Here is a 25,887-nt window from a genome sequence, read left to right as displayed (position 1 = left end):
CCCCTCGGCGTGCTCCGAACTCTAGCCGATCGCCCGGGGTACAACGCAAGTCGACTACCCCCAGGCCCGAATGAACCCCGACCCCCACCCGCTCAGGGCGCGCGAGAAACGGCACGCCCACACCCCCAGGGACCCACACCCGACACACTGCGCCGCCCCCCACCCACCCAAGGGGCGCGAGGAACGGCGCGCTCAGCCCCGACGCTGCCGCACCCGACGCTCCACGCCAGCTCCCGCTCACCCAAGGGGCGCGGGGAACTGCGCAACACCAGCCCCGACGCAGCCGCACCGACGCTCCACGCCAGCTCCCGCTCACCCAAGGGGCGCGGGGAACTGCGCAACACCAGCCCCGACGCAGCCGCACCGACGCTCCACGCCGACCCCCACGTACCCAAGGGGCGCGAGGAACGGCGCGACCAGCCCCCACGGACCCGCACCCGTACACACACGGACCCGCACCCGTACACACAGCGCACAAAGCCGGCAGGGGACCGCAAAGGAGTCCGACCCCCGAGCGGCCGAACTCCCCGCAGAACACCACAAGCCCCGCAAGCCCTACTGCGCAGCGGTAAAAGCCTCATACACCCGCTTGGGAATCCGCCCCCGCGCAGGCACCTCCAGCTTGTTGGACTGCGCCCACGCCCGAACAGCCGCCGGATCGGGCGCCACGGCGGTCTGCCGGTACGCCTTCCCGGACCGCGACCGCTTGCGCCCGGCCTCCACATACGGCTCCAGCGCCGCACGCAACTGCTCGGCATTGGCCGGATTCAGGTCGATCTCGTACGACTTGCCGTCCAGACCGAAGGCGATCGTTTCCGCCGCTTCCGAGCCGTCGATGTCGTCGGAGAGAGTGACTACGACACGCTGCGCCACGAATATCGGTCCCTTCGTGCGGCATGTGTCCGACGACGTGCGACGACGTGTCGAGATGCCGACTGTCCGACTGCTTTTATGGGTGATTGGGCAAAGTATCGGCTATTGCCAATTCATTTGTACAGTGCCCGGCAATCCAATGTGAAGCTCGACTAAATCTCTTGGCGTGTCCCCAGGCAATAGGGGACCCGGTCTCGATCTGGATCTTTCCCAGGATTTTTCGTGAAGGCAGCCCGGCGATAGGTTCTCGATGCGCAATCGTGATGACGGTCACGTAGATTCCTACGAATCTACCCGCGTAGAAATTTTGTACGGGTAGTCTGAAGGAACCTGCTCAGCACCACACACCGGGAGTGCCAGTGGCACGCGTCGTAGTCGACGTCATGCTCAAGCCGGAGATCCTCGACCCCCAGGGCCAGGCGGTGCAGCGTGCACTGCCGCGCCTCGGTTTCGAAGGCATCTCCGATGTCCGTCAGGGAAAGCGATTCGAACTGGAAGTGGACGGACCGGTGGACGACACCGCCCTCGCCCGCATCCACGAACTCGCCGAATCCTTCCTCGCCAACACCGTGATCGAGGACTTCACCGTCAAGGTCGAGGAAGTCGCGGAGGCCGGAAAGTGACCGCTCGTATTGGCGTCGTCACTTTCCCGGGAAGCCTCGACGACCGGGACACCCAGCGGGCGATCAAGCTCGCCGGCGCCGAACCCGTCGCTCTCTGGCACAAGGACAAGGACCTCAAGCAGGTCGACGCCGTTGTCCTGCCGGGTGGTTTCTCGTACGGCGACTATCTGCGCGCCGGTGCGATCTCGCGCTTCTCGCCGGTCATGGCGACGGTGATTGAGCAGGCGAAGTCGGGAATGCCGGTGCTCGGCATCTGCAACGGCTTCCAGATCCTCACCGAGGCCCATCTCCTTCCCGGCGGGATGCTCGGCAACGACCACCTTCACTTCATCTGCCGCGACCAGAAGTTGAAGGTGGAGAACGCGGATACCGCCTGGACCGCGGACTACGAGTCCGGCCAGGAGATCCACATCCCGCTGAAGAACATGGACGGGCGGTACGTCGCGGACGAGCGCACCCTCGACATGCTGGAGGCGGAGGGCCGCGTCGTCTTCCGTTACGTGGTCGGCGGCGCGTTCACCGACGGTTTCGGCAATCCCAACGGTTCGCTGCGGGACATCGCCGGCATCTCGAACGAGGCGGGCAACGTCGTCGGTCTGATGCCGCACCCGGAGCACGCTGTCGAACCCCTCGTCGGGTCCGGCCGCACCGACGGCCTCCCCTTCTTCACCTCGATCCTCAAGAAGCTGGTCAACGCATGAGCCGGACGCCTCTGGACACGGTCGAGCACGCGGCAGGGACCCCCGACGTCGAGCTGCCCTGGGCCGAACTCGGCCTGAAGAAGGACGAGTACGAGCGGGTCGTGGAGATCCTCGGCCGCCGCCCGACCGGTGCCGAGCTCGCCATGTACTCGGTCATGTGGTCCGAGCACTGCAGCTACAAGTCCTCGAAGGTGCACCTCCGCCAGTTCGGCGAGAAGGCCCCCCAGTCGGACGCCCTCCTCGTCGGCATCGGCGAGAACGCCGGCGTCGTCGACGTCGGCCAGGGCTACGCGGTCACCTTCAAGGTCGAGTCGCACAACCACCCGTCGTACGTCGAGCCCTACCAGGGCGCGGCCACCGGCGTCGGCGGCATCGTGCGCGACATCATCGCGATGGGCGCGCGCCCGGTGGCGGTCGTCGACCCCCTCCGCTTCGGCGCCGCGGACCACCCCGACACCAAGCGCGTACTGCCCGGCGTCGTCGCGGGCATCGGCGGCTACGGCAACTGCCTGGGCCTGCCCAACATCGGCGGCGAGGTCGTCTTCGACGCCTGCTACCAGGGCAACCCGCTGGTCAACGCCGGTGCCATCGGCGTCATGCGGCACGAGGACATCCACCTCGCGAAGGCGTCGGGCTCCGGCAACAAGGTCATCCTGTACGGGGCCCGCACGGGCGGCGACGGCATCGGCGGCGCCTCCATCCTGGCCTCCGAGACCTTCGACGACGCCAAGCCGTCCAAGCGTCCCGCGGTCCAGGTCGGCGACCCCTTCCAGGAGAAGCTCCTCATCGAGTGCACCCTGGAGGCCTTCGCCGAGAAGCTGGTCGTCGGCATCCAGGACCTGGGGGCGGCCGGACTGTCCTGCGCCACCAGCGAGTTGGCGTCCAACGGCTCCGGCGGCATGCGTGTGACGCTGGACGACGTACCCCTGCGCGACTCCACGCTCTCTCCCGAGGAAATCCTCATGAGCGAGTCGCAGGAACGCATGTGCGCGGTCGTCGAGCCGTCGAAGGTCGACCGCTTCCTGGAGATCTGCGAAAAGTGGGACGTCATCGCCACGGTGATCGGTGAGGTCACCGACGGCGACCGCCTGGAGATCTTCTGGCACGGCGGCAAGATCGTCGACGTCGACCCGCGCACCGTCGCCCACGACGGCCCGGTCTACGAGCGTCCGTACGCCCGCCCGCACTGGCAGGACGCGCTGCAGGCGGACGACGCCAACAAGCTTCCGCGGCCCGCCACTTCGGAGGAGCTGAAGAAGCAGGTCCTCCAGCTGGTCTCCTCGCCGAACCAGGCCTCCAAGTCCTGGATCACCTCCCAGTACGACCACTTCGTGCAGGGCAACACGGTGCTGGCGCAGCCCGAGGACTCGGGCATGATCCGCATCGACGAGGAGTCCGGGCTCGGGGTGGCCATCGCCACGGACGGCAACGGCCGGTTCGCGAAGCTGGACCCGTACGCGGGTGCGCAGCTCGCCCTCGCCGAGGCGTACCGGAACGTGGCGACGACCGGCGCCAAGCCGCTCGCCGTCTCCGACTGCCTGAACTTCGGTTCGCCCGAGGACCCGGCCGTCATGTGGCAGTTCGCGGAGGCCATCCGCGGACTGGCCGACGGGTGCCTGCAGTTGGGCACGCCGGTGACCGGGGGCAACGTCTCGCTCTACAACCAGACGGGCGAGGCGGCGATCCACCCGACTCCGGTGGTCGCGGTCCTGGGCGTCATCGACGACGTCGCCCGCCGCACGCCGGTCGCCTACCGGGAAGAGGGCCAGCTCCTCTACCTCCTCGGTGACACCCGTGAGGAGTTCGGCGGGTCGGCCTGGTCGCAGGTCGTCCACGACCACCTCGGCGGGCTGCCTCCGGCCGTCGACCTGGAGCGGGAACGCCTGCTCGGCGAGATCCTGATCTCCGCGTCCCGCGACGGCATGATCGACTCCGCGCACGACCTGTCCGACGGCGGTCTGATCCAGGCCGTGGTCGAGTCGGCGCTGCTCGGTGACAAGGGCGCGCGGCTCGTCGTGCCGGACGGGCTCGACGCGTTCACGTTCCTGTTCTCCGAGTCCGCGGGGCGCGCCGTCGTCGCGATCCCGCGGTCCGAGGAACTGCGGTTCACCGACATGTGCGGTGCGCGGGGCCTGCCGGCCGCGCGTATCGGTGTGGTCGACGGTGACGCGGTGGAGGTTCAGGGCGAGTTCACCCTGCCGCTGTCCGACCTGCGCAAGGCGCACACGGAAACGATCCCGGCGCTGTTCGCGTAGCCCGAAGCCCGGTCCTGCCAGAACCTTGGCAGGACCGGGCTTCGCCCGCACCCCTGGGGGCGAAGGGGGAGGTGTTTCGCCTGCGGCCCGGCGGGGGCTGATCGCGCAGTTCCCCGCGCCCCTAAAGCCGAACGGTTCGGCGGAGTGTTGTGTCTGCGGGCCGGTGGGGGTTGGCCGCGCAGTTCCCCGCGCCCCTAAAAAACCGCTCGGTTCGGCGGAGTGTTGTGTCTGCGGGCCGGTGGGGGTTGGCCGCGCAGTTCCTCGCGCCCCTGAGGGGCGGCGGTGGACGCGGCTCAACCATGCGAGCCCCATCGCTTTTAGGGGCGCGAGGAACTGCGCGCCCGACCCCCACGACGCCGCAGACGAAACACCTCCCCGCTTTAGGGGCGCCCCCGCGGCGTCGCGGACGAAACACACCCCCCCGCCCCCCCCAGGGGCGCGGGGAACTGCGCGCCCAGCCCCTACCGGGCCGCAGACGAAATCCCCCGGCCCGGACGTAGGACGCCGCCCCCATAAACTCCCCCCATGCCCCCGGCCAGAAAACGCCAGCGCGCCTACGACCCCGCGAAGACCCGCGCCGCGGTGCTCGCGCAGTTCGGGAACGTGCGCGTGGCCGTACCGACCCTCACCTCCGGTCAGCTCGCCGCACCCGCCGGGCTGGGTGACTGGACCGTTCGGGAGCTGGCCGCGCACCTGACCATGGCCCTGGAGGCCGTGAGCCGGGGCCTGGACGGGCCGGAGCCCGCCACCCCCGCCCTCACCCTGCTCGACTGGCCGTCCGCCACGGCCCCCCACGCGGGCGAGATCGACGAGGGCGTACACGCGCTCGCCCTCGCGAACCCGGACCTGGACGCGCTCTACGAGCGCACGGAATCCCGCTTCACCGAGCGCCTCCCGGAGGCCGGGGACGGCCGCCTGCTGGCCACCCGCGTGGGAGCGATGACCCTGGCCGACCACCTCGTCACCCGCGTCGTGGAACTGGTCGTCCACACCGACGACCTCAACACGGCGGTCCCGGGCCTCGACATCCCGTACGACCGCCACGCCCTCGCGACCTGCACCCGCTTGCTCGCCGACGCGCTCGCCGCGAAGGCGCCCGGCGCCTCCACGGAGGTGCGCGTTCCGCCGTACGCCGTCGTGCAGTGCGTGGAGGGCCCGCGCCACACCCGCGGCACCCCGCCCAACGTCGTGGAGACGGACCCGCTGACCTGGATCCGCCTCGCGACCGGCCGTACGGGCTGGCAGACCGCTCTCGACGACGCGAAGGTCAGCGCGAGCGGAGAACGCGCCGACCTGGGCGCACTGCTCCCCCTGATGAGCTGAGCCGGACGGCCGAACCGGACGTACCCGTTGCGGGCCCGTTACCCCGTGAGGGAACCAAGCACCCCACCCGCCCCGTCAAAGCGGCATGCACACGCAGCGACGCAACCTCAGCGCACTCAGCCCGCGGGTCGGCCTCAGCGCCCTGGCGGTCACCGGACTCCTCGCCACGGCCGCCTGCGGCACGGAGAGCGGCAGCGGCGACAGCGGCGGCAAGGATCCCGGTGCCAGTTCCGTCGGGACCCGGCAGGACACCGGGCTCACCGGCACGCAGTGGAACGTCGACAGCGTGACGGCCAAGGGGAAGACGCAGGACGCCCCGGCCGGCGCGCACGTCGAGTTCGGCAAGGACGGCAAGGTGGGCGGCAACTACGGCTGCAACCACTTCGGCGCCACCGCCGAGATCGAGGGCGACACGATCACGATCGGCGACGACACGTTCAAGACCGAGATGGCCTGCACGGCCGACGGCACGATGGGCTTCGAGTCGAAACTCGGCGAGGTCATGTCCGACAGCACGATCAAGGCCGAGGTCAACGGCGACAAGCTGACGCTCACCACCGAGGACGGCTACACCGTGAAGCTCACCGCAGAGAAGCAGGCCGACCTCTACGGCACCAAGTGGAACGTCACCGGCACGGTGAAGGCCGACGCGAAGGGCGACACCAAGGGCGGCTCCGCCGTCGCCCTGGCCTCCGAGGCCGAGGGCAAGGTCCATCTCACCTTCGACGAGAAGGGCACGGTCGCCGGCCAGCTCGGCTGCAACAAGGTGACGGCGAAGGCCACGGTCGGCGACGGCACTATCACTCTGGGCACGCCGGGCACCACCCGGAAGATGTGCTCCGACTCACTCATGGACACCGAACGCTCCCTCCTGAAGCTTTTCGGCGGCACCGTGAAGTACACGCTGAAGGGCAGCAACCTCACCCTGACCAGCGAAAACGGCGCGGGCCTGGAAGCCGTCGCCGCGAAGTGACCCCGGACGGGCGGCGTCTCACCGCGCCGCCCGGGCACTTCCCCAATTCGGACCAGTGGTCGATCTCGCCTACACTCGGTGGCGTGCCACGTGGTGACGGTCGACTCAGTCATGATCTGCTCCCCGGCGAGAAAGGACCCCAGGACGCTTGCGGCGTCTTCGGAGTCTGGGCTCCCGGTGAAGAGGTCGCCAAGCTCACTTACTTCGGGCTCTACGCCCTCCAGCATCGAGGCCAGGAATCCGCGGGAATCGCGGTGAGCAATGGCTCTCAGATCCTCGTCTTCAAGGACATGGGGCTCGTTTCCCAGGTCTTCGACGAGGCCTCCCTCGGTTCCCTGCTCGGTCATATCGCGGTCGGTCACGCCCGCTACTCGACCACCGGGGCCTCCACCTGGGAGAACGCCCAGCCGACGTTCCGTGCCACCGGGCACGGCTCGATCGCGCTCGGCCACAACGGCAACCTCGTCAACACGGCGGAGCTCGCCGAGATGGTCGCCGACCTCCCCAAGCAGGAGGGCCGCACCCCGCGTGTGGCGGCGACCAACGACACCGACCTGCTGACGGCCCTGCTGGCCGCCCAGGTCGACGACGACGGCAAGCCGCTGACCATCGAGGAGGCCTCCGCGAAGGTCCTCCCGCAGGTCAAGGGCGCCTTCTCGCTGGTTTTCATGGACGAGCACACCCTTTACGCGGCCCGTGACCCGCAGGGCATCCGCCCGCTGGTCCTCGGGCGCCTGGAGCGCGGCTGGGTCGTCGCCTCCGAGTCGGCCGCCCTCGACATCTGCGGTGCGGCCTACGTCCGCGAGATCGAGCCGGGCGAGTTCGTCGCCATCGACGAGAACGGACTGCGAACCTCCCGATTCGCGGAAGCGAAGCCCAAGGGCTGTGTCTTCGAGTACGTGTACCTGGCCCGCCCGGACACCGACATCGCCGGCCGCAACGTCTACCTCTCCCGCGTCGAGATGGGCCGCCGTCTCGCCAAGGAAGCTCCGGTCGAGGCCGATCTGGTCATAGCGACTCCGGAATCGGGCACGCCCGCCGCGATCGGTTACGCGGAGGCCTCCGGCATCCCGTTCGGTGCCGGTCTCGTGAAGAACGCGTACGTCGGCCGGACCTTCATCCAGCCTTCACAGACCATCCGCCAGCTGGGCATCAGGCTGAAGCTGAATCCCCTCAAGGAAGTCATCAAGGGCAAGCGATTGGTCGTCGTCGACGACTCGATCGTGCGCGGCAACACCCAGCGCGCCCTGGTCCGGATGCTCCGCGAGGCGGGCGCGGCCGAGATCCACATCCGGATCTCCTCGCCGCCCGTGAAGTGGCCCTGCTTCTTCGGCATCGACTTCGCGACCCGTGCGGAGCTGATCGCCAACGGCATGTCGATCGAGGAGATCGGTACGTCCCTGGGCGCCGACTCCCTCTCGTACATCTCCATCGACGGCATGATCGAGGCCACCACCATCGACAAGCCGAACCTCTGCCGTGCCTGCTTCGACGGCGAGTACCCGATGGACCTCCCGGACCCCGAGCTGCTCGGCAAGCAGCTCCTGGAGACCGAGCTGGCCGCAGGTCCCGCGTCCGCCGCGGCCGACGCGATCCGTCGCCCGTAGAGCCTCGCCAAGCCCCGTCAGACCTCGCAGCAACACCGCTGTACGACACGAAAGTTCTCACCGTCATGTCTGAGACAACTGGTGCCAGCTACGCAGCCGCGGGCGTCGACATCGAAGCGGGCGACCGCGCCGTCGAACTGATGAAGGAGTGGGTGAAGAAGACGCAGCGCCCCGAGGTCCTCGGTGGCCTCGGCGGCTTCGCCGGCCTCTTCGACGCCTCCGCCCTCAAGCGGTACGAGCGCCCGCTGCTCGCCTCCGCCACGGACGGCGTCGGCACGAAGGTCGACCTCGCCCGGCAGCTCGGCGTGTACGACACCATCGGCCACGACCTGGTCGCGATGGTCATGGACGACATCGTGGTGTGCGGCGCCGAGCCGCTCTTCATGACCGACTACATCTGCGTGGGCAAGGTCCACCCGGAGCGCGTGGCGGCCATCGTGAAGGGCATCGCCGAGGGCTGTGTCCTCGCGGGCTGCGCCCTGGTCGGCGGCGAGACGGCCGAACATCCCGGTCTGCTGGGCCCGGACGACTTCGACGTCGCCGGCGCCGGTACGGGCGTCGTGGAGGCCGACCGGCTGCTCGGCGCGGATCGTATCCGTACGGGTGACGCGGTGATCGCCATGGCGTCCTCCGGCCTTCACTCGAACGGGTACTCACTGGTCCGGCACGTCCTGTTCGACCGCGGGAACCTGAAGCTCGACCAGCACGTCGAGGAGTTCGGCCGCACCCTCGGCGAGGAGCTCCTGGAGCCCACCAAGATCTACTCGCTGGACTGTCTGGCGCTGACCCGCACGACCGACGTGCACGCGTACTCGCACATCACGGGCGGCGGCCTCGCGGCCAACCTCGCCCGGGTGATCCCGGACGGCCTGCACGCGACCGTGGACCGCGCCACCTGGACCCCGGCCCCGGTCTTCGACCTCGTCGGCACCACCGGCCGGGTCGAGCGCCTGGAACTCGAAAAGACGCTGAACATGGGCGTGGGCATGATCGCGATCGTCCCCCAGGACTCCGCGGACGCGGCCCTCACCACCCTGGCGGACCGAGGAGTGGAAGCCTGGGTGGCAGGCGAGATCACGGACAGAGGCACCCACGAGACGGGCGCAACCCTGACGGGCGACTACGCCCCCCGGTAGCCATGAAAGGGGCGCCCACACGGGCGCCCCGTCAGGGGCGCGGGGCTGTGACATGTGCGGCTCCGCCGCGGGGCGCGACCAGCCACGACGAACCTGCAGCCGACCAGCCCACAGCAAGTACTCCCGGCTGACCCGCAGAGCGAGATGCACAAAACCCGGTCCGGCAATCAACCCCGGACCGGGTGAAGCGCAGCTAGAACGACGAGCGCAGCTGGTACGTCAAGCCCCGCGGCGTTGCGACGCAGGACCGGACTCATCGTCCTCGTCCTCGTCGTCGTTGTAGAGATCCGCGTACTGGGAGTACGGGTCGTCTTCCTCGTCGTCGTCCTCGAACGGCTCGCCATTCGGCGGCTGTTGCGAAGTCGAAGCGCCCAGCTCATTGGCCAGACGCGACAGATCAGTCCCGCCGCTGCTGTACTTCAGCTGGCGGGCGACCTTCGTCTGCTTGGCCTTTGCCCGGCCGCGCCCCATGGCTCGACCCCCTCGGATACGGGGCTCGACGGCCCCAGAGTCTTGACACGCGTTCATGATCTGGAACGGGCTCTCCGTGGAGAGACCGGTCCGTAGGGCTTCCACGGTACCTGAGCCCACGCCCATACGGTACGTCGCCCGCAGGAAGCTCGTGTGCACAGGACCTGCGAGGTGCCCTGTCCTCGCTGGTCAACCGCGATTTTAACCTCTTCTTGGCGAGCGACCCGCCGACGAACGTGAGAGTTCTCTCCAACACCCGCCGACGGGACCCCGCGGGGCCGTGCGCACAGCCTTCCGAACGGCTGCCGAACAGCCCCCGAACATCAGGGGCGGCGGGCCTCCGCCATGCGGTGCTCGGCGATCCGGTCGGCCGCGGCGGCCGGCGGAATCCCGTCCTCCTTCGCACGAGCGAATATGGCCAGCGTGGTGTCGAAGATCTTCGCGGCCTTCTCCTTGCACCGGTCGAAGTCGAAGCCGTGGAGCTCGTCGGCGACCTGGATGACCCCGCCGGCGTTCACCACGTAGTCCGGCGCGTAGAGGATCCCGCGGTCGGAGAGGTCCTTCTCCACACCCGGGTGCTCCAACTGGTTGTTGGCCGCGCCGCAGACGATCCTGGCGGTGAGCACCGGCACGGAGTCGTCGTTCAGGGCGCCGCCGAGCGCGCAGGGGGCGTAGATGTCGAGCCCCTCGGTCCGGATCAGCCGCTCGGTGTCCGGGGCGATCTGCACGGCGGGGTGCTTGTCGGCGATGCGGCCGACGGCGTCCTGGCGGACGTCGGCGATCACGACCCGGGCGCCGTCCTCCAGCAGGTGCTCCACCAGGTGGCGGCCGACCTTGCCGACGCCCGCGACGCCGACCGTGCGGCCGCGCAGCGACGGGTCGCCCCACAGGTGCTGGGCGGAGGCCCGCATGCCCTGGAAGACGCCGAAGGCCGTCAGGACGGACGAGTCGCCCGCGCCGCCGTTCTCGGGGGAGCGCCCGGTGGTCCAGCGGCACTCGCGCGCGACGACGTCCATGTCGGCCACGTAGGTGCCGACGTCGCAGGCGGTCACGTACCGCCCGCCGAGCGAGGCGACGAACCGGCCGTACGCGAGGAGCAGGTCCTCGGTCTTGATCTGCTCGGGGTCGCCGATGATCACGGCCTTGCCGCCGCCGTGGTCGAGCCCGGCCATGGCGTTCTTGTACGACATCCCGCGGGCGAGGTTCAGCGCGTCGGCGACGGCCGCGGCCTCGCTCTCGTACGGGTAGAAGCGGGTGCCGCCGAGGGACGGGCCCAGGGCGGTGGAGTGGATGGCGATGACGGCCTTGAGGCCGGTGGCGCGGTCCTGACAGAGGACGACCTGCTCATGGCCGCCCTGATCCGACCGGAACAGGGTGTGCAGTACGTCGTCAGGGCTGCCGGTTACGTCGGTCACTGTGGTGACTCCCAGGTAAAGAGCGGCGGGTCGGGGCGGCCCTCGTACGGGTGGCGGGGGTCCGTGTGGCACGAGATTAGAGCCTGTGCGGGACCGCCATCGGCCCAGTGGTCAGGATCACCCCCGGCCGGAGTACGGTCACGGGCGGGCGTGGGACGATTTGCAGGGGTTTCCCGCGTGTTCGCGTACCCGGTGCGCGGTTTTCCACCGGGTCGGCTGGGGAGGGAGCAAGCGTGCCCAAGGTGACCTCGTTGATCGTCCCGTACGCGTCCTATCTCCGGGTGTACGAACCGCTCGCGGCCTTCCCGGAACCGGAGCGCGGCCACTGGTACCGCTACGCGCGCCGGCCGGAACGTCCCTCGTACCAGGACGAACTCCGCCGCTCGCTGGCCGACTTGCTGCCCGTGCCGCCGATGGCCGTGCCGGTGCAGGAGAGCGGTGACGCGTTCGTCGCGGAGGTGGACGGCGTGCTGTGCGTGTGCCCCTGGCGGACCCGGCTGCGCGGCTGGGAGGCCCTGGGCGACCTGGCGGAGGAACTGCCGGCCCCCGTCCTGGACGCGGCGCTCCCCGAGCTCGTACGCCGTCAGGCCGCCCAGGACTACGAGCGCTGGCTGACCCGCAACCCCGACGCCCGGCCCTGGATCCGCACCTCGACCTGGCAGATCCCGCTGCACTGGTTCGTGCTCGTCTCCGACGAGGAGCGCGAGTACGACAAGGGCGCCGGGTCCGGGGGCGGTTCGCGGGCCGGGCAGGACGCGCCCGTGCTCCGCTACCGCACGCCGATGGTGCAGGCGCGGCGCCGGGTGGCGCGGGCCCTGCGGACGCTGCGGGACACCCTCGACGAGGGGCCGCTCATCGACGGCCTGGTGGACGTGGGGCGTTGGCTGGAGGAGTTCCATCCGCGCTCGCTGGTGGAGCTGGACTACGGCGGCCTCGTCCACGTCCTGCCCGCGGGGGAGCTCGACGGCGACCATTCCGCCGCCGATGTCGCCGAGGGCATCGAGGCGTTGCGCACGGGCGACGGGCCCGGTGCGGGGGAGGCATACGGTCGGCTCGTGGAACGGTGGCGTTCGGTGCGGGACCGGCGCTCGGCGAACTGAGGGGCGCGCGGAGGCTCTTTGGTGCGCCGGTTCCTGTGCGTCACGGAGCCTGACAGGACGTAAGTCCCGATCCGGGTCGTACGGGGTAAGCGTGACGGACAGCACTAACACGGACCTTGCGCCCAACGGCCCTCCTCATGCCAAAATAGGACAAGGAGTCCGGGGAGGGCTCTCTCTGCCCACGTTTGGGCGGAATCTCGGCATTGCGCTGCAGGGGGGTCCCGTGACTCCTGATCGTCCTGTGACTGATCGTCACAGTGGCGTGACTGTCCGCTATGGCATGGTCCATCGGCTTCCGTCGCTGATGAACACCTGGGAGGGCAATTCCATCGGTTTGGCCGACGTGGCTGGACGGATGGTGTAGTTGTAGTGCCGAGGACAAGCCGTTCGTCCTATAACCGACTCGACCCGCATCCGCCATTTCGGGCAACGCGGGTCAAGGTGCAGAATTTAGAGGAAAGAACCGAGAACGATCGGTTCTCCCGAGGAGGCCGCTCATGACCGCTCGCACCCCTGATGCCGAGCCGCTGCTGACCCCGGCTGAGGTCGCCACGATGTTCCGCGTGGACCCTAAGACGGTCACGCGGTGGGCGAAGGCCGGCAAGCTCACGTCGATCCGCACGCTGGGTGGGCATCGCCGTTACCGCGAAGCAGAGGTACGTGCTCTGCTCGCGGGCATCCCGCAGCAGCGCAGCGAAGCCTGAACAACAACTGCATAGCCACATAGCAGGGTATTTCGGCAGGTCCCCCAACTTGTCGGCAGGGCCCTGACGCAAGTACCGCTTGATGCGTCACCCAAGCACCACCCAAGTACCAAGCGACGCGGATCCCGCCCCAACGGGGTCCCCGCCCGAGCAAGAACCACAAGCACTGTGGGTGCGTCGTAGATCGCGCTGGACTCCGCCGGGTCCAGCGCGATCTTTTTTGTGCGCTGGTCATGGGGTGTGCGCGCTTACAGGGTCGGTCTGTGAGTGGCCTTGTCGCAGTCTGGGCGAGGCTGTCGGATCGGCTGTGAGTCCCTCTGGGGCTCGGTGCAATTGCACATATTAAATTGACCAGTTGTAGGTGGGGGGTAAGTTCCGCCGGTTTGAAAACTTATGCGGTGACACCCGTCACATGCCGTGGTCCTTGTTGCGCGTGGCATACCTGCGCTAATGGGGGACTCGCTCATCTGGGGCCGTCTGGTGGGTAGTTGACGCGTGGCCTTCGCTCGGGCGGACGATCATGCGGACGCGCCCGCGGGTGATCACACGGTCGATCACGCCGTCGTTCGCGCGGTCGTTCGCGCGGTCGGTCACGCCGGGGAGGGGTCGTCGTCCTCCAGGGGGCCGTCCAGGTCCTCGGGGCCGGCCTCCGAGGCCAGGCGCAGGAGGCGGTGGCAGATCGGGCAGTGTCTCGTCCGGTGGCGGTGGCCGGAGGCGGCCGACAGGTGGGCGCGGAGCAGGGCTCGCGTCTCATGCCGAGCGGTCGCCGCCATGGTCACCTCCGGTGGGGTCTGGGGCTTTGGTTTCTAGGTACTTGGGGAATGTGGCGGCGTCAAGGGCGTGTGGTGGGTGGGTGGGCCTGGAGGGGCGTGTGGGGGTGGTGTTGGGATCTGTGGCGGTGATTGGGGTGCGGTGAGGTGTCGGGTGCGGGTCGGTGGGGGGTGTTGCGCAGTTCCCCGCGCCCTTGGGGGAGGGGGGTTGCCGCGGGGTGTCGGGTGCCGGTCGGTGGGGGCTTGTCGCGCAGTTCCCCGCGCCCCTAGGGGGGTGGGGGTGCCGTCGAGTGTTGGCTGCGGGTCGGTGGGGGTTGGCCGCGCCGTTCCCCGCGCCCCTAAAGGCGAAGGACTGCGCAGTTCCTGGCGCCCCTAAAAGCGAAGGGCTGTGCCGTTCCCTGCGGTCCTGAATGTTCCCGGAGGGGTCCTCGGGGGTGTAGGTGCACGAAGAAGGCCCCGCTTCCGTTGCCGGATGCGGGGCCTTCTTTTTCTTCTTCTGCGGTCCTGACGGGATTTGAACCCGCGGCCTCCACCTTGACAGGGTGGCGAGCACTCCAAACTGCTCCACAGGACCTTGTTTCGCAGTGCGATCTTGCGTTGCGCTGCGAGACAAGACTGTACAGGAGGGTTGGCCCCCCGGGCGAACTCACCCGGTGTGCGGACGCCGTTACGGTGCGGCCGCGTCGATCGCCTTCACGATGCGCTTGTCGGAGACCGGATACGCCGTGCCCAGCGCGTGCGCGAAGTAGCTGACGCGCAGCTCCTCGATCATCCAGCGGATGTCCCGGACGGAGGAGGGGACGGGACGGCCCTGCGGCAACTGCTCCAGCAGCCAGGCGTACTCGTCCTGCATCTCGTGGACCTTCTCCATCCGGCTGGTGTCCCGCTGCGCGTTCGTCGGCATCTGCTGGAGCCGGCGGTCCGCGGCGACCAGATAGCGCATCAGGTCCGGCAGCCGCCGCAGCCCCGTCGCCGTGACGAAGCCGGGCCGCACGAGGGCGTCCAGCTGCGTCCGTACGTCCGTCAGGTTGGCGAGCAGCACAGGGCTGCGTACGCCCTTCAGGCGGCGCTCACAGGCCTGCCAGGCGGCCAGCACCTGTTCGACCTGGCCGACCGTGCGGACCGTCGTGTCGACGATCTCCGCGCGCACCTTGTCGTACAGCTTCCGGTAGGACTCCTCGTCCCAGGCCGGCCCTCCGAAGTCGCCGATCAGCTTGTCGGCGGCGGCCGTCGCGCAGTCGTCGAACAGGGCCTGGATCGATCCGTGCGGATTCGCGGACAGGGCCAGCTTCTGGGCGTTGGTGAGCTTGTCCGACGCGAACTTCGCCGGATTCACCGGGATGTTGCGCAGGATGAGCCGCCGCGTGCCCTTCCACATCGCCTGCTGCTGCTCGGCCTCGGTGTCGAAGAGGCGTACGGAGGCGGTGTTCGCCGCCGGGCCGTCGTCGACGAGCGCCGGGTACGCCTTCACCGGCTGGCCGGCCCGGCGCGTCTCGAAGAGACGGGTCAGGGAGCCGATGGTCCAGTCGGTCAGCCCCGTGCGCTCCAGGGACTCCCCGCCCTGCCGCTCGGCCGTCGCCGCCACTGCCTTGGAGATCGCCTGGCGGGCCTTCGGCCTCAGCCGGACCTTCAGGGCCTCCAGGTCCTTGTCCTCGGCCAGCTTGCGGCGCCGCTCGTCGACGATCCGGAAGGTGATCTTCAGGTGGTCGTCGAGCCGGGACCAGTCGAAGTCGTCGGCGGTGAGCGGCACTCCGACCATGCGCTTCAGCTCGCGCGCCATCGTCACGGTCAGGGGCTCCTGCAGGGGCACCGCCCGCTCCAGGAACCGCTGCGCGAAGTTGGGCGCGGGCACGTAGTTGCGGCGGATGGGCTTGGGGAGGGAACGGATCAGCTCGGTGACGACCTGCTCGCGCAGCCCCGGGATCTGCCACTCGAAGCCCTCGTCGGTGACCTGGTTCAGCACCTGCAGCGGCACGTGGACGGTCACGCCGTCCGCGTCGGCGCCCGGCTCGAACTGGTATGTGACGGGGAACTTCAGCCGCCCCTGCCGCCACGAGTCCGGATAGTCGTCCTTGGTGACCGCCCCGGCCGTCTCCCGGATGAGCATCGACCGCTCGAAGTCGAGGAGTTCGGGCTCCTCCTGCCGCTTGTGCTTCCACCAGGAGTCGAAGTGCGCGCCGGACACGACATGGGCGGGCACCCGCTCCTCGTAGAAGTCGAAGAGCGTGTCGTCGTCGACCAGGATGTCCCGGCGCCGCGCCCGGTGCTCCAGCTCCTCGACCTCGGTGAGGAGCCGCCGGTTGTCGGAGAAGAACTTGTGGTGCGTACGCCAGTCGCCCTCGACGAGCGCGTTGCGGATGAAGAGCTCGCGGCTGATCTCGGGGTCGATGCGCCCATAGTTGACCTTCCGCTGGGCGACGATCGGCACCCCGTACAGCGTGACCTTCTCGTACGCCATCACCGCCGCCTGGTCCTTCTCCCAGTGCGGTTCGCTGTACGTGCGCTTCAGCAGGTGTTCGGCGAGCGGTTCGATCCACTCGGGCTCGATCCTCGCGTTGACGCGGGCCCACAGCCGGGACGTCTCGACGAGTTCGGCGGACATCACGAAGCGCGGGGGCTTCTTGAAGAGGGCAGAGCCGGGGAAGATCGCGAACTTGGCGTTGCGGGCGCCCACGTAGTCGTTCTTCGAACTGCTCCTGCCGTCCTTCCCGCCGTCCTTGCCGCCCTCCTTCCCGGTCTCCTTCACGTCCTTCATGCCGATGTGGGAGAGCAGACCGGCCAGCAGGGAGAGATGGACGTGCTGTTCGGGCGCGTCGTCCTCGCTCAGCTGGAGGCCCATCTGCTTGGCGACGGTCCGCAGCTGCGTGTAGATGTCCTGCCACTCGCGGATGCGCAGGAAGTTCAGGTACTCCTGCTTGCACATGCGACGGAAAGAGGACGAGCCGCGCTCCTTCTGCTGCTTGCGCACGTACCGCCAGAGGTTGAGGTACGCGAGGAAGTCGGACGTCTCGTCCTTGAAGCGGGCGTGCTGCTGGTCGGCCTGCGTCTGCTTCTCGGCCGGCCGCTCGCGCGGGTCCTGGATGGAGAGCGCGGCGGCGATCACCATGACCTCGCGCACGCAGCCGTTCTTGTCGGCCTCCAGGACCATCCGGGCCAGCCGCGGGTCGACGGGGAGCTGGGCGAGCTTGCGGCCGGTGTCGGTGAGCCGCTTGCGCGGGTCCTTCTCCGTCGGGTCGAGGGCGTTCAGTTCCTGGAGGAGCTGGACGCCGTCGCGGATGTTGCGGTGGTCCGGCGGGTCGATGAAGGGGAACTTCTCGATCTCGCCGAGCCCGGCCGCGGTCATCTGGAGGATGACGGACGCCAGGTTCGTACGGAGGATCTCGGCGTCGGTGAACTCCGGGCGGGCGAGGAAGTCGTCCTCGGAGTACAGCCGGATGCAGATGCCGTCGCTCGTACGGCCGCAGCGGCCCTTGCGCTGGTTGGCGCTGGCCTGCGAGATCGCTTCGATGGGCAGCCGCTGGACCTTGGTGCGGTGGCTGTATCTGGAGATACGGGCGTTGCCCGGGTCGATCACGTACTTGATGCCCGGGACGGTGAGGGAGGTCTCGGCGACGTTGGTCGCCAGAACGATCCTGCGCCCGCCCGTTTGCATATGAGGTGTCTGCTGGAAGACGCGGTGCTGCTCGGCGTGCGAGAGGCGCGCGTACAGGGGGAGCACTTCTGTGAATCTGAGGTTCTTCTTGTTGAGCGCGTCCGCGGTGTCGCGGATCTCCCGCTCCCCGGACAGGAAGACGAGGATGTCGCCCTTGCCCTCGCCCTGCAGCTCCTCGACGGCGTCGCAGATCGCGGTGATCTGGTCGCGGTCGGCGTCGTCGCCGTCCTCTTCGAGGAGCGGGCGGTAGCGCACCTCGACGGGGTACGTGCGTCCGCTGACCTCGACGATCGGCGCGTCCCCGAAGTGTCTGGAGAACCGCTCCGGGTCGATGGTCGCGGAGGTGATGACGACCTTCAGGTCCGGCCGCTTCGGGAGCAGCTGGGCCAGATAGCCGAGCAGGAAGTCGATGTTCAGGGACCGCTCGTGGGCCTCGTCGATGATGATCGTGTCGTACGCGCGCAGCTCGCGGTCCGTCTGGACCTCGGCGAGCAGGATGCCGTCCGTCATCAGCTTGACGAAGGTGGCCTCCGGGCTGACCTGGTCGGTGAAGCGGACCTTCCAGCCGACGGCCTCGCCCAGCGGGGTGTCCAGCTCGTCGGCGACCCGCTCCGCGACGGTACGGGCGGCGATCCGGCGGGGCTGGGTGTGCCCGATCATGCCGCGGACGCCACGGCCCAGCTCCAGACAGATCTTGGGGATCTGCGTCGTCTTGCCGGAGCCGGTCTCGCCCGCGACGATGACGACCTGATGATCACGGATGGCGTCCGCGATCACGTCCTTCTTCTGGCTGACCGGCAGCTGCTCGGGGTACGAGACGGTGGGCACGCGGCCGCGCCGCTCGGCCATGCGGGTCTCGGCCTTCGCCACCTCCGTCTCGATCTCGGCGGTGACGGCGGCGCGGGCCTCTGGCTTGCGGATCCGGCGCGCGCCTTCGAGCCTGCGCCCGAGCCGGTGCGCGTCGCGCAGTGACAGCTCGGCCAGACGGGAGGCGAGATCGCCGAGGGCGGGGGCAGGATGCGTAGACATACGCGGTCCAGGATCTCACCTCGGGGAAACGTGGGGCGAACGCTTTTGCGCGGGGGCCTGTCCGGCAGGCAGGGCTCCGAGGCCGGTCGAGGCGACCGTCGCAGAGAAATATCCCTTATGCGCCTTTAGCGTGGGCGTATGTCCGAGATGCCGCACGGTGCCCATGGCAGACCGCCCACGCGGCGCGAACGCTGGGCCTCCTTCAAGGAGTCCCCCTGCCTTCCCGCGTCGGTGCTGGTGCTGATCCTCGCCGCGGCGGCGGGCCTCTTCGCGGGTTCGTACACGTACTCCATGGCGAACCCGACTCCGCGCCATGTGCCGACCGCGATCGTGGGCTCGTACGAGGAGGGGCGGGGCAAGGCGTTCCTCGCCGGGATGGAGAAGGCGCTCGACGCCTCCCTGAAGATCCACGCGTACGACAGCCGGGCGGCGGCCGTGCAGGCGGTCAACGACCAGAAGGTCTTCGCGATCCTCGATACGCGGGACAACGGCAAGGCGGTGGTCCTCGACGTCTCCGGGGCGTCCGGGGCCTCGGTCGCGGAGCTGCTGGAACAGGCGGCGCCGGCCGTCGGCAAGGCCACGGGGGTGGCGGTCACGGTCCGGGACATCAAGCCGCTCCAGGAGGGCGATCCACGGGGCCTCGCCATCTTCTACATCTCCCTGGCGGCCGTGATCATCGGCTTCATCGGGGCGATCCAGCTCAGCGTGCACGCGCGGGGGCTGAACCCGGTGGAACGCATCGCGTTCACCGCCGCGTACGCCCTGCTCGGCGGTTTCGTGATCGTGGTGGCGGTCGACTGGATCCTCGGCGCCCTGAAGCTGCCGTTCGTCGAGTCCTGGCTGATCCTCGCGCTGACCATGTTCACGTCCGGCATGGTCTTCACGATGTTCAACACTCTGTTCGGGCGCTGGGCGATGCTGCCCACCTGGGGGCTGATGGTCATGCTCGGCAACCCCTCCTCGGGCGGCGCGGTCTCCTGGCCCCTGCTGCCGTCCCCGCTCGGCGTCATCGGCCGCTGGCTCCCGCCCGGCGGCTCGGTCAACGCCCAGCACACGGCGGTGTACTTCGCCGGCCACCAGCACATCTTCCCGTTCCTGGTCCTGACCGGCTGGGCCCTCGTCAGCTGCGCGGTCTTCTGGACCTGGCGCCACCGCCACCCGGGAGGCCGCGAACCCCACCCGGCCCACGCGGCGGGCAGCCCACCCTCGGAATCCTCGGGAGCGGGCGCGGCGGCCTGACGGCGTCACGGGAACCTACGAGACGAGCCACCGACGCCCCATGGCCCCCGGGCCTGCGCCATGTGGCCGGCGCGGGCTCGTTCGGCTGCGGGCCGGTGGGGGCCGGCCGCGCAGTTCCCCGCGCCCCTGCAGGACGCCGGATGCAAGGCTCAGGGCGCCGCCCCGAACGGGGCCCCGGGCCCACGCGGCGGCGGCCCGCGTGGCGCGCTGGCGCTGAGGGGCGCGGGGAACTGCGCGGCCAACCCCCACGGACCCGCAGCCGAAGGACCCGCCGGACGGCCGCAGGGCAAAGGCCCGGGTCACGGCGAAGGCCCCGTCCATCTGGACGGGGCCTTCGAGAAGTGGCTGGGGCCGGGATCGAACCGGCGACCTATCGCTTTTCAGGCGATCGCTCGTACCAACTGAGCTACCCAGCCACGCGATTCACTGAAGAATCGCAGCGGTCCTGACGGGATTTGAACCCGCGGCCTCCACCTTGACAGGGTGGCGAGCACTCCAAACTGCTCCACAGGACCAAGCTTTGTGCGAGCGAGCGAACTCAGTCTCGCACACGGTATTACGTGCCCCCAACGGGATTCGAACCCGTGCTACCGCCTTGAAAGGGCGGCGTCCTAGGCCGCTAGACGATGAGGGCTATCGGCCCACCTGGGCGCTTCGCAGCGCGTCGGGGACGTGAGAAGCATATGGGATGTCGGGAGGGATCGCCAAAACGGTTTACGGGGTGGGGGTGGAAGGGGGCGTGGAGGCGGGCGCGCCGGGCTGGTTCTCCTTCGGGAGATGGCGGCTGACCTCGGCCGTCGTCAGTCCGAGGCCGCCCAGTTTGATCTCGTCCCAGGCCTGGAGCCGGCGGGTGTCGCGGTCCAGGTAGAGGATCGACGTCTCGATCGGCGCGGGATCGTCGCCCTCCAGCGCACGCAGCCCGCCCCCGCCGGTGGAGCCCTCGATGCGCAGCCGCGTGCCGTACTTCATGACCTCCATCTCCTGGTGGTGGACATGGCCGGCCAGCACCAGCGGCACGTCCCCGTCCGTCTCGCGCGCGGCCGTCGGGTTGTGCGCGACCGCGATGTCGACCGGGGTCCCGGCCGCCTCCTGGTCGCGGAGGGAGGAGGCGAGGCGGGCACCCGCCAGCACCTCCGACTGGCCGGCGCCGCCCACTCCGGCCGAGCGGTCCGGGGTGAACTGCGGGTCGCCGATCCCCGCGAAGCGCAGGCCGGCGACGGAGGCCGCCCTGCCGTCGTCGAGGACGTGCACGTTCTTCATGCGCTTCAGGTAGTCCTGGGTGACCCGCCCGTCGTGGTTGCCGCGCACCCACACGTACGGGGCGCCGAGGTCGGCGACCGGGTCGAGGAAGCCGTTCTCCGCCGCCGTCCCGTGGTCCATCGTGTCCCCGGAGTCGACGATGACATCGATCTTGTACTGCTTCACCAGCGACGCGATGATCTTCCAGCTCGCCGGGTTGAGATGGATGTCGGAGACGTGCAGGACCCGGATCGTGGAGGGGTCCGGCGCGTACGCGGGCAGCGTGGACGTGACGTCGTACAGCTTCGTCACGTTCGTCACCAGGCGGGCCAGTTCCTTCTGGTAGACGTCGAACTCGCTGACGATGCTGCGGGCGTTGCCGACGACCGAGGGTGCCGAGGAGAGCAGGCCCGAGAACTTCGGTTCCAGGACCGACTTGGGGTTCCAGGTGGCGAAGGCCGTCGCCCCGCAGGCGGCCAGCAGGGTCAGCGCCAGGCCGCCCGCCGCGAGGGCCCGGCGCGGGCGGCGGTAGACCGCGAGGCCCAGCCCCGTCGCACCGGCGACCACGGCGACACAGGACCGTACGGCCAGGTCGAGCGTGCCGGCGCCGACGTCCTCGGCGACCTCGTCCTGGAGGCCGGAGAGCCGTTCCGGATGGTCGACGAGGGCCTGCGAGCGGACCGGGTCGAGCTGGTCGACGTCCACGTCGAGCCGCAGGGGAGCGGTGTGGCTGCGCAGTTCGAGGGCGCCGAGCGGCGAGACGTTGATCTTCGTCCCGCCGGTGAGGGAGGGGCGCAGGGTCATCGTGGTGTCCATGGGGCCGACCTGCGCCCGGACGTTCCCCACGACCAGCAGACCGAGCCACGCGCCGAGCAGCACGACGGCGACGAGCCCGAGAGCCCGGGTGTACGGGTGCGGTTGATGGACGAGTTCGACGGCGGGCTGGGAACGGCGTGAGCGGTAGTGCCGTACGAGGATGCGGGGAGCCTTCCGTACGCGGAGCAGAGCGGCGGCAGCGGGGACGCGGGCCATTGGGCCCGTATGCCCAAGGGGCGGGGCGGGTATGCGGCTTCCGTCCCGGTGACCTCCGCGGCTTCCGGCACGCGGCAGGCCTGGCGTCCGGGCGTCCGTACCGGACAATGGTCTTGTGCTGGAGATGACGCGCGAGGAGTTCGAGGAACAGGTCGCCGAGGCGCTGGACCGGATCCCGCCGGAGCTGACGCGGTTGATGGACAACGTGGCGGTGTTCGTCGAGGACGAACCGCCCGCCGACGATCCCGAGTTGCTCGGGCTCTACGAGGGGACGCCGCTGACCGATCGCGGTGAGTGGTACGCCGGGGTGCTGCCGGACCGGATCACGATCTACCGGGGGCCCACGCTGCGGATGTGCGGGACGCGCGAGGAGGTGGTGGCCGAGACCGAGGTGACGGTGGTGCACGAGATCGCCCACCACTTCGGCATCGACGACGCGCGCCTGCACGCCCTCGGATACGGCTGACATCCGCCGACGGACCCGGCTGATGTACGCCCTCCGGGTGCAGCCGGCGTCAGGCGTCCGGGCACGGTCGCATCCGGCCCCGTGCGCACGGGGCGCGTACGGCCGCGTGTCCTCTTGCGGGCGGCGGGAGTTGGGCAGGGGGACTCCTCATACCTATCCCCGCGCTCCCGGCTCCGTCCGGACTGGAGGGGACCCCATCCGGAGGTAGCTGCCCGTGCGCGCCATGTACGTACCCGTCCGTCTGGCCGCCGCGGCCCTGGCAGTCGCCGCCTCCGCGGGCTGCATGAGCGTCGGCGACGACGAGGGGGGCAGCCGGGTCAGGCCCTCCCACTCGGCGGGGCAGCGGGGCGGCGAGGAACCCGACGGGGGGTCCGCGGCGGGCCGCGGCGACTCCGGCTATCACGGGGCGAGTGACGGAAAACACGCCAGGGCGAAGCCGGGCAGGTCCGCGTCCGGGTCGGCTTCGCCGTCGGCGGGGGAGAGTGGTTCGGCCGCGCCGAAGAAGCCGGCCAAGGGTGACGGCGGCGGGAAGAAGCCCAGGCCAGGGGTGCCTTCGCCGACGAAGGAGCAGCCCACGCCGACGCGTCAGGACCCGGAACCGACGCCTCCCAAGGAGACCCCGCCGCCGTCCCCGGACCCGACCACCGCCGAGCCGTCGTCCTCGGCGCACCCGGAGCCGGAACCGCAGCTCGTCGAGCGTCGGGAACCGGCGCCCCGGGCCGGGATCCAGGCGTGAGCGGCGCCCCGGGCCGACCGGATCCCGGACCGAGCGGCGTCCGGCGGCTTCGGCAGCTTCGGCGGCAGGGTCCGGACGGGCCGGCGTGAGGGCGTCGCGCGGGCCTCTGACCTGGACATTCGACCCCGGTTTGCCTTGAGCGGCACAGGGTGCGTATGGTAGTAGATCGTTTGATCCCATCGCCCGGCGCCATCACAGAGCGCCGCGTGGCGCGTACTCTCCCTTGCCGTGGCTGACCGCATTGAGGCGGTCGTTTGCGAAATCACGGAGTTGACGGGCGCGTGCCGAAGAGACTCCGGAAGGTTTCGCATTCGCATGTCCATTTCCAGTACTGATCACATCGTCGTGCCCGAGAACGAGGCGCCCGAGGTGACCGAAGAGACCGCGGCCCCCGAGATTTCCGCGGCTCCCGAGACCCCTGAGGTCACGTTCAGCGACCTCGGTCTCCCCGAGGGCGTCGTGCGCAAGCTCGCCCAGAACGGTGTGACCAGCCCCTTCCCGATCCAGGCCGCGACCATCCCGGACGCCCTGGCCGGCAAGGACATCCTCGGCCGCGGCCGTACCGGCTCCGGAAAGACCCTCTCCTTCGGCCTGCCGCTGCTCACGCAGCTCTCCGGTGGCCACACCGAGAAGAAGAAGCCCCGCGGCATCATCCTCACGCCGACCCGTGAGCTCGCGATGCAGGTCGCGGACGCCCTCCAGCCGTACGGCGACGTGCTCGGCCTCAAGATGAAGGTCGTCTGCGGCGGTACGTCGATGGGCAACCAGATCTACGCCCTGGAGCGCGGCGTCGACGTCCTCGTCGCCACCCCGGGCCGACTGCGCGACATCATCAACCGCGGCGCCTGCTCCCTGGAGAACGTCCAGGTGGCCGTGCTCGACGAGGCCGACCAGATGTCGGACCTGGGCTTCCTGCCCGAGGTCACCGAGCTGCTCGACCAGATCCCCGGCGGCGGCCAGCGCATGCTGTTCTCGGCCACGATGGAGAACGAGATCTCCACGCTGGTCAAGCGCTACCTCACCAACCCGGTGACGCACGAGGTCGACAGCGCCCAGGGCAACGTCACGACGATGTCCCACCACATCCTCATCGTGAAGCCCAAGGACAAGGCGCCGGTCACCGCCGCGATCGCCTCCCGCAAGGGCCGCACGATCATCTTCGTCCGCACCCAGCTGGGCGCCGACCGTATCGCCGAGCAGCTGTGCGACTCGGGCGTGAAGGCCGACGCGCTGCACGGCGGCATGACGCAGGGCGCCCGTACGCGCGTTCTCGAAGACTTCAAGAAGGGCTACGTCAACGCGCTCGTCGCGACCGACGTCGCCGCCCGCGGCATCCACGTCGACGGCATCGACCTGGTCCTGAACGTGGACCCGGCCGGTGACCACAAGGACTACCTGCACCGCTCCGGCCGTACGGCCCGCGCGGGGCGCAGCGGCACGGTCGTGTCGCTCTCCCTGCCGCACCAGCGCCGGCAGATCTTCCGCCAGATGGAGGACGCGGGCGTCGACGCCACGCGCCACATCATCCAGGGCGGCGCCGCCTTCGACCCGGAGGTCGCGGAGATCACCGGCGCCCGGTCGATGACCGAGGTCCAGGCCGAGTCCGCGGGCAACGCGGCTCAGCAGGCCGAGCGCGAGGTGTCGCAGCTCACCAAGGAGCTGGAGCGCGCGCAGCGGCGTGCCGTCGAGCTGCGCGAGGAGGCCGACCGTCTGGTCGCCCGTTCCGCGCGTGAGCGTGGCGAGGACCCGGAGGCCGCGCTCGCCGAGGCGGCCGCTGTCGTCGAGGCCGCCGCGGTTGCCGTGGCGCAGGAGCCGGCGGCGCAGGCCGCCGAGGTGCGCGACGAGCCGCGTCAGCGTCGTGACGACCGTGGCAACTACGAGCGTCGCGACAACCGTCGTGACGACCGCCCGTCCGGTGGTTTCCGCCGCGACGACCGCGGTGGCGACCGTGGCGGCTTCCGCCGCGACGACCGTCCCTCGGGTGGCTCCGGTGGCGGCTTCAACCGCGACCGCCGTGACGGCGACCGTCCCTCGGGCGGTTTCAACCGTGACCGTCGCGACGACCGCCCGTCGGGTGGCTTCAACCGTGACCGTCGTGACGAGCGTCCCTCCGGCGGCTTCCGCCGAGACGACGAGCGTGGCGGCCGTTCCTTCGACCGTCGTGACGACCGTCCCTCGGGCGGCTTCCGCCGGGACGACCGTCGTGACGACCGCGGTGGCGACCGTGGCGGCTTCCGCCGCGACGACCGCCCCACGGGCACGGGCTCCTCGGGTGGCGGCTTCAACCGCGACCGCCGTGACGGCGACCGTCCCACCGGCGGTGGCTTCCGCCGCGACGACCGCCCCTCCGGTGGTCACCGTGGCAGCGACCGTCCGTTCAACCGTGACCGGAGCGACCGTCCCACCGGTGGCGGCTTCCGCTCCGGCGGCCACGACCGCCCGTCCGGCCGCCGCGACGACCACCGTGGCGCGGGCTCCGGCTCCACCGGCTCCTCCTTCCGCCGCGACGACAAGCCGCGCTGGAAGCGCAACGGCTGACAGCG

At 69.8% G+C, this 25,887-nt stretch carries 19 protein-coding genes and 4 tRNA genes; 13 read left to right on the top strand and 10 right to left on the bottom strand.

Going from position 1 to position 25,887, the window contains the following annotated elements; genetic code table 11:
• Positions 1-555: 555 nt before the first annotated feature.
• Complete coding sequence (locus ACZ60E_RS11590; RefSeq protein WP_107020558.1) at positions 556-873, bottom strand: histone-like nucleoid-structuring protein Lsr2; 318 nt, start codon at positions 871-873, stop codon at positions 556-558.
• A gap of 359 nt (positions 874-1,232) precedes the next feature.
• Here ACZ60E_RS11590 and purS point away from each other — a divergent pair, with 359 nt between their 5' ends.
• From purS to purM, 7 genes are all read left to right on the top strand, one after another.
• The gene (purS, locus tag ACZ60E_RS11585; protein ID WP_055518089.1) at positions 1,233-1,496 is read left to right on the top strand and encodes a phosphoribosylformylglycinamidine synthase subunit PurS; all 264 of its coding nucleotides are present in this window, start codon (positions 1,233-1,235) and stop codon (positions 1,494-1,496) included.
• A complete protein-coding gene (purQ, locus tag ACZ60E_RS11580) occupies positions 1,493-2,197 on the top strand; it encodes a phosphoribosylformylglycinamidine synthase subunit PurQ (protein WP_469439711.1) in 705 nt (234 codons plus the stop codon). Before purS ends, purQ begins: the two co-directional genes overlap by 4 nt.
• Entirely contained in the window at positions 2,194-4,452 is a 2,259-nt protein-coding gene (gene purL, locus ACZ60E_RS11575) for a phosphoribosylformylglycinamidine synthase subunit PurL (protein ID WP_469439710.1), read from the top strand. Before purQ ends, purL begins: the two co-directional genes overlap by 4 nt.
• Before the next feature lie 525 nt (positions 4,453-4,977).
• The gene (locus tag ACZ60E_RS11570) at positions 4,978-5,775 is read left to right on the top strand and encodes a maleylpyruvate isomerase family mycothiol-dependent enzyme (RefSeq protein ID WP_469439708.1); all 798 of its coding nucleotides are present in this window, start codon (positions 4,978-4,980) and stop codon (positions 5,773-5,775) included.
• 85 nt (positions 5,776-5,860) lie between these two features.
• Entirely contained in the window at positions 5,861-6,748 is an 888-nt protein-coding gene (locus tag ACZ60E_RS11565; protein WP_453791221.1) for an META domain-containing protein, read from the top strand.
• 83 nt (positions 6,749-6,831) lie between these two features.
• Positions 6,832-8,355, top strand: coding sequence for an amidophosphoribosyltransferase (purF, locus tag ACZ60E_RS11560; protein ID WP_384806540.1), 1,524 nt, complete (start codon positions 6,832-6,834; stop codon positions 8,353-8,355).
• 65 nt (positions 8,356-8,420) lie between these two features.
• On the top strand, positions 8,421-9,491 hold the full coding sequence (purM, locus tag ACZ60E_RS11555) for a phosphoribosylformylglycinamidine cyclo-ligase (RefSeq protein ID WP_469439706.1): 1,071 nt from the start codon (positions 8,421-8,423) through the stop codon (positions 9,489-9,491).
• Positions 9,492-9,710: 219 nt separating this feature from the next.
• Here purM and ACZ60E_RS11550 read toward each other — a convergent pair whose 3' ends face one another.
• The gene (locus ACZ60E_RS11550; RefSeq protein ID WP_107020614.1) at positions 9,711-9,962 is read right to left on the bottom strand and encodes a DUF3073 domain-containing protein; all 252 of its coding nucleotides are present in this window, start codon (positions 9,960-9,962) and stop codon (positions 9,711-9,713) included.
• A gap of 323 nt (positions 9,963-10,285) precedes the next feature.
• Entirely contained in the window at positions 10,286-11,377 is a 1,092-nt protein-coding gene (locus ACZ60E_RS11545) for a Leu/Phe/Val dehydrogenase (RefSeq protein ID WP_384806536.1), read from the bottom strand.
• A gap of 233 nt (positions 11,378-11,610) precedes the next feature.
• Between ACZ60E_RS11545 and ACZ60E_RS11540 the strand changes: the two genes are divergently transcribed.
• Positions 11,611-12,477 (top strand): DUF8083 family protein, encoded by an 867-nt coding sequence (locus tag ACZ60E_RS11540; RefSeq protein WP_384806534.1) that lies wholly within the window; start codon positions 11,611-11,613, stop codon positions 12,475-12,477.
• Between the two features lie 497 nt (positions 12,478-12,974).
• Entirely contained in the window at positions 12,975-13,181 is a 207-nt protein-coding gene (gene bldC / locus ACZ60E_RS11535; protein WP_003949541.1) for a developmental transcriptional regulator BldC, read from the top strand.
• 590 nt (positions 13,182-13,771) lie between these two features.
• On the opposite strand, the gene ACZ60E_RS11530 is transcribed toward bldC, so the two are convergent.
• From ACZ60E_RS11530 to hrpA, 3 genes are all read right to left on the bottom strand, one after another.
• A complete protein-coding gene (locus ACZ60E_RS11530; protein WP_384806532.1) occupies positions 13,772-13,954 on the bottom strand; it encodes a DUF6274 family protein in 183 nt (60 codons plus the stop codon).
• A gap of 496 nt (positions 13,955-14,450) precedes the next feature.
• Positions 14,451-14,525 (bottom strand) — tRNA-Asp (locus ACZ60E_RS11525).
• A 93-nt stretch (positions 14,526-14,618) separates the two neighbouring features.
• On the bottom strand, positions 14,619-18,632 hold the full coding sequence (gene hrpA, locus ACZ60E_RS11520; protein WP_469439703.1) for an ATP-dependent RNA helicase HrpA: 4,014 nt from the start codon (positions 18,630-18,632) through the stop codon (positions 14,619-14,621).
• 147 nt (positions 18,633-18,779) lie between these two features.
• On the opposite strand from hrpA, the gene ACZ60E_RS11515 reads away from it, so the two are divergent.
• Entirely contained in the window at positions 18,780-19,871 is a 1,092-nt protein-coding gene (locus ACZ60E_RS11515; RefSeq protein WP_469440438.1) for an ABC-2 transporter permease, read from the top strand.
• Positions 19,872-20,213: 342 nt separating this feature from the next.
• On the opposite strand, the gene ACZ60E_RS11510 is transcribed toward ACZ60E_RS11515, so the two are convergent.
• From ACZ60E_RS11510 to ACZ60E_RS11495, 4 genes are all read right to left on the bottom strand, one after another.
• Positions 20,214-20,287, bottom strand: a tRNA-Phe gene (locus ACZ60E_RS11510).
• A 24-nt stretch (positions 20,288-20,311) separates the two neighbouring features.
• Positions 20,312-20,386: transfer RNA gene (locus ACZ60E_RS11505), tRNA-Asp, on the bottom strand.
• Positions 20,387-20,432: 46 nt separating this feature from the next.
• A tRNA-Glu gene (locus ACZ60E_RS11500) sits at positions 20,433-20,505 on the bottom strand.
• An 80-nt stretch (positions 20,506-20,585) separates the two neighbouring features.
• Positions 20,586-22,142 carry a metallophosphoesterase family protein gene (locus ACZ60E_RS11495; RefSeq protein WP_453791219.1) on the bottom strand — a complete coding sequence of 519 codons (1,557 nt, stop codon included), beginning with the start codon at positions 22,140-22,142 and terminating at the stop codon, positions 20,586-20,588.
• 115 nt (positions 22,143-22,257) lie between these two features.
• On the opposite strand from ACZ60E_RS11495, the gene ACZ60E_RS11490 reads away from it, so the two are divergent.
• The 3 genes from ACZ60E_RS11490 to ACZ60E_RS11480 all read left to right on the top strand — a co-directional run bounded on the left by ACZ60E_RS11490 (position 22,258) and on the right by ACZ60E_RS11480 (position 25,882).
• Positions 22,258-22,608 (top strand): metallopeptidase family protein, encoded by a 351-nt coding sequence (locus ACZ60E_RS11490; RefSeq protein WP_384806526.1) that lies wholly within the window; start codon positions 22,258-22,260, stop codon positions 22,606-22,608.
• 223 nt (positions 22,609-22,831) lie between these two features.
• Positions 22,832-23,344, top strand: a complete 513-nt coding sequence (locus tag ACZ60E_RS11485; protein ID WP_453791318.1) for a hypothetical protein — start codon at positions 22,832-22,834, stop codon at positions 23,342-23,344.
• Between the two features lie 315 nt (positions 23,345-23,659).
• Positions 23,660-25,882, top strand: a complete 2,223-nt coding sequence (locus tag ACZ60E_RS11480) for a DEAD/DEAH box helicase (protein ID WP_469439700.1) — start codon at positions 23,660-23,662, stop codon at positions 25,880-25,882.
• The last annotated feature ends 5 nt before the right edge of the window (positions 25,883-25,887 follow it).

The sequence above is a fragment of the Streptomyces sp. NPDC102514 genome (genome assembly GCF_055584525.1).
The sequence above is the reverse complement of the archived record's forward strand: the minus strand, read 5'-3'. Positions and strand labels throughout refer to the sequence as shown.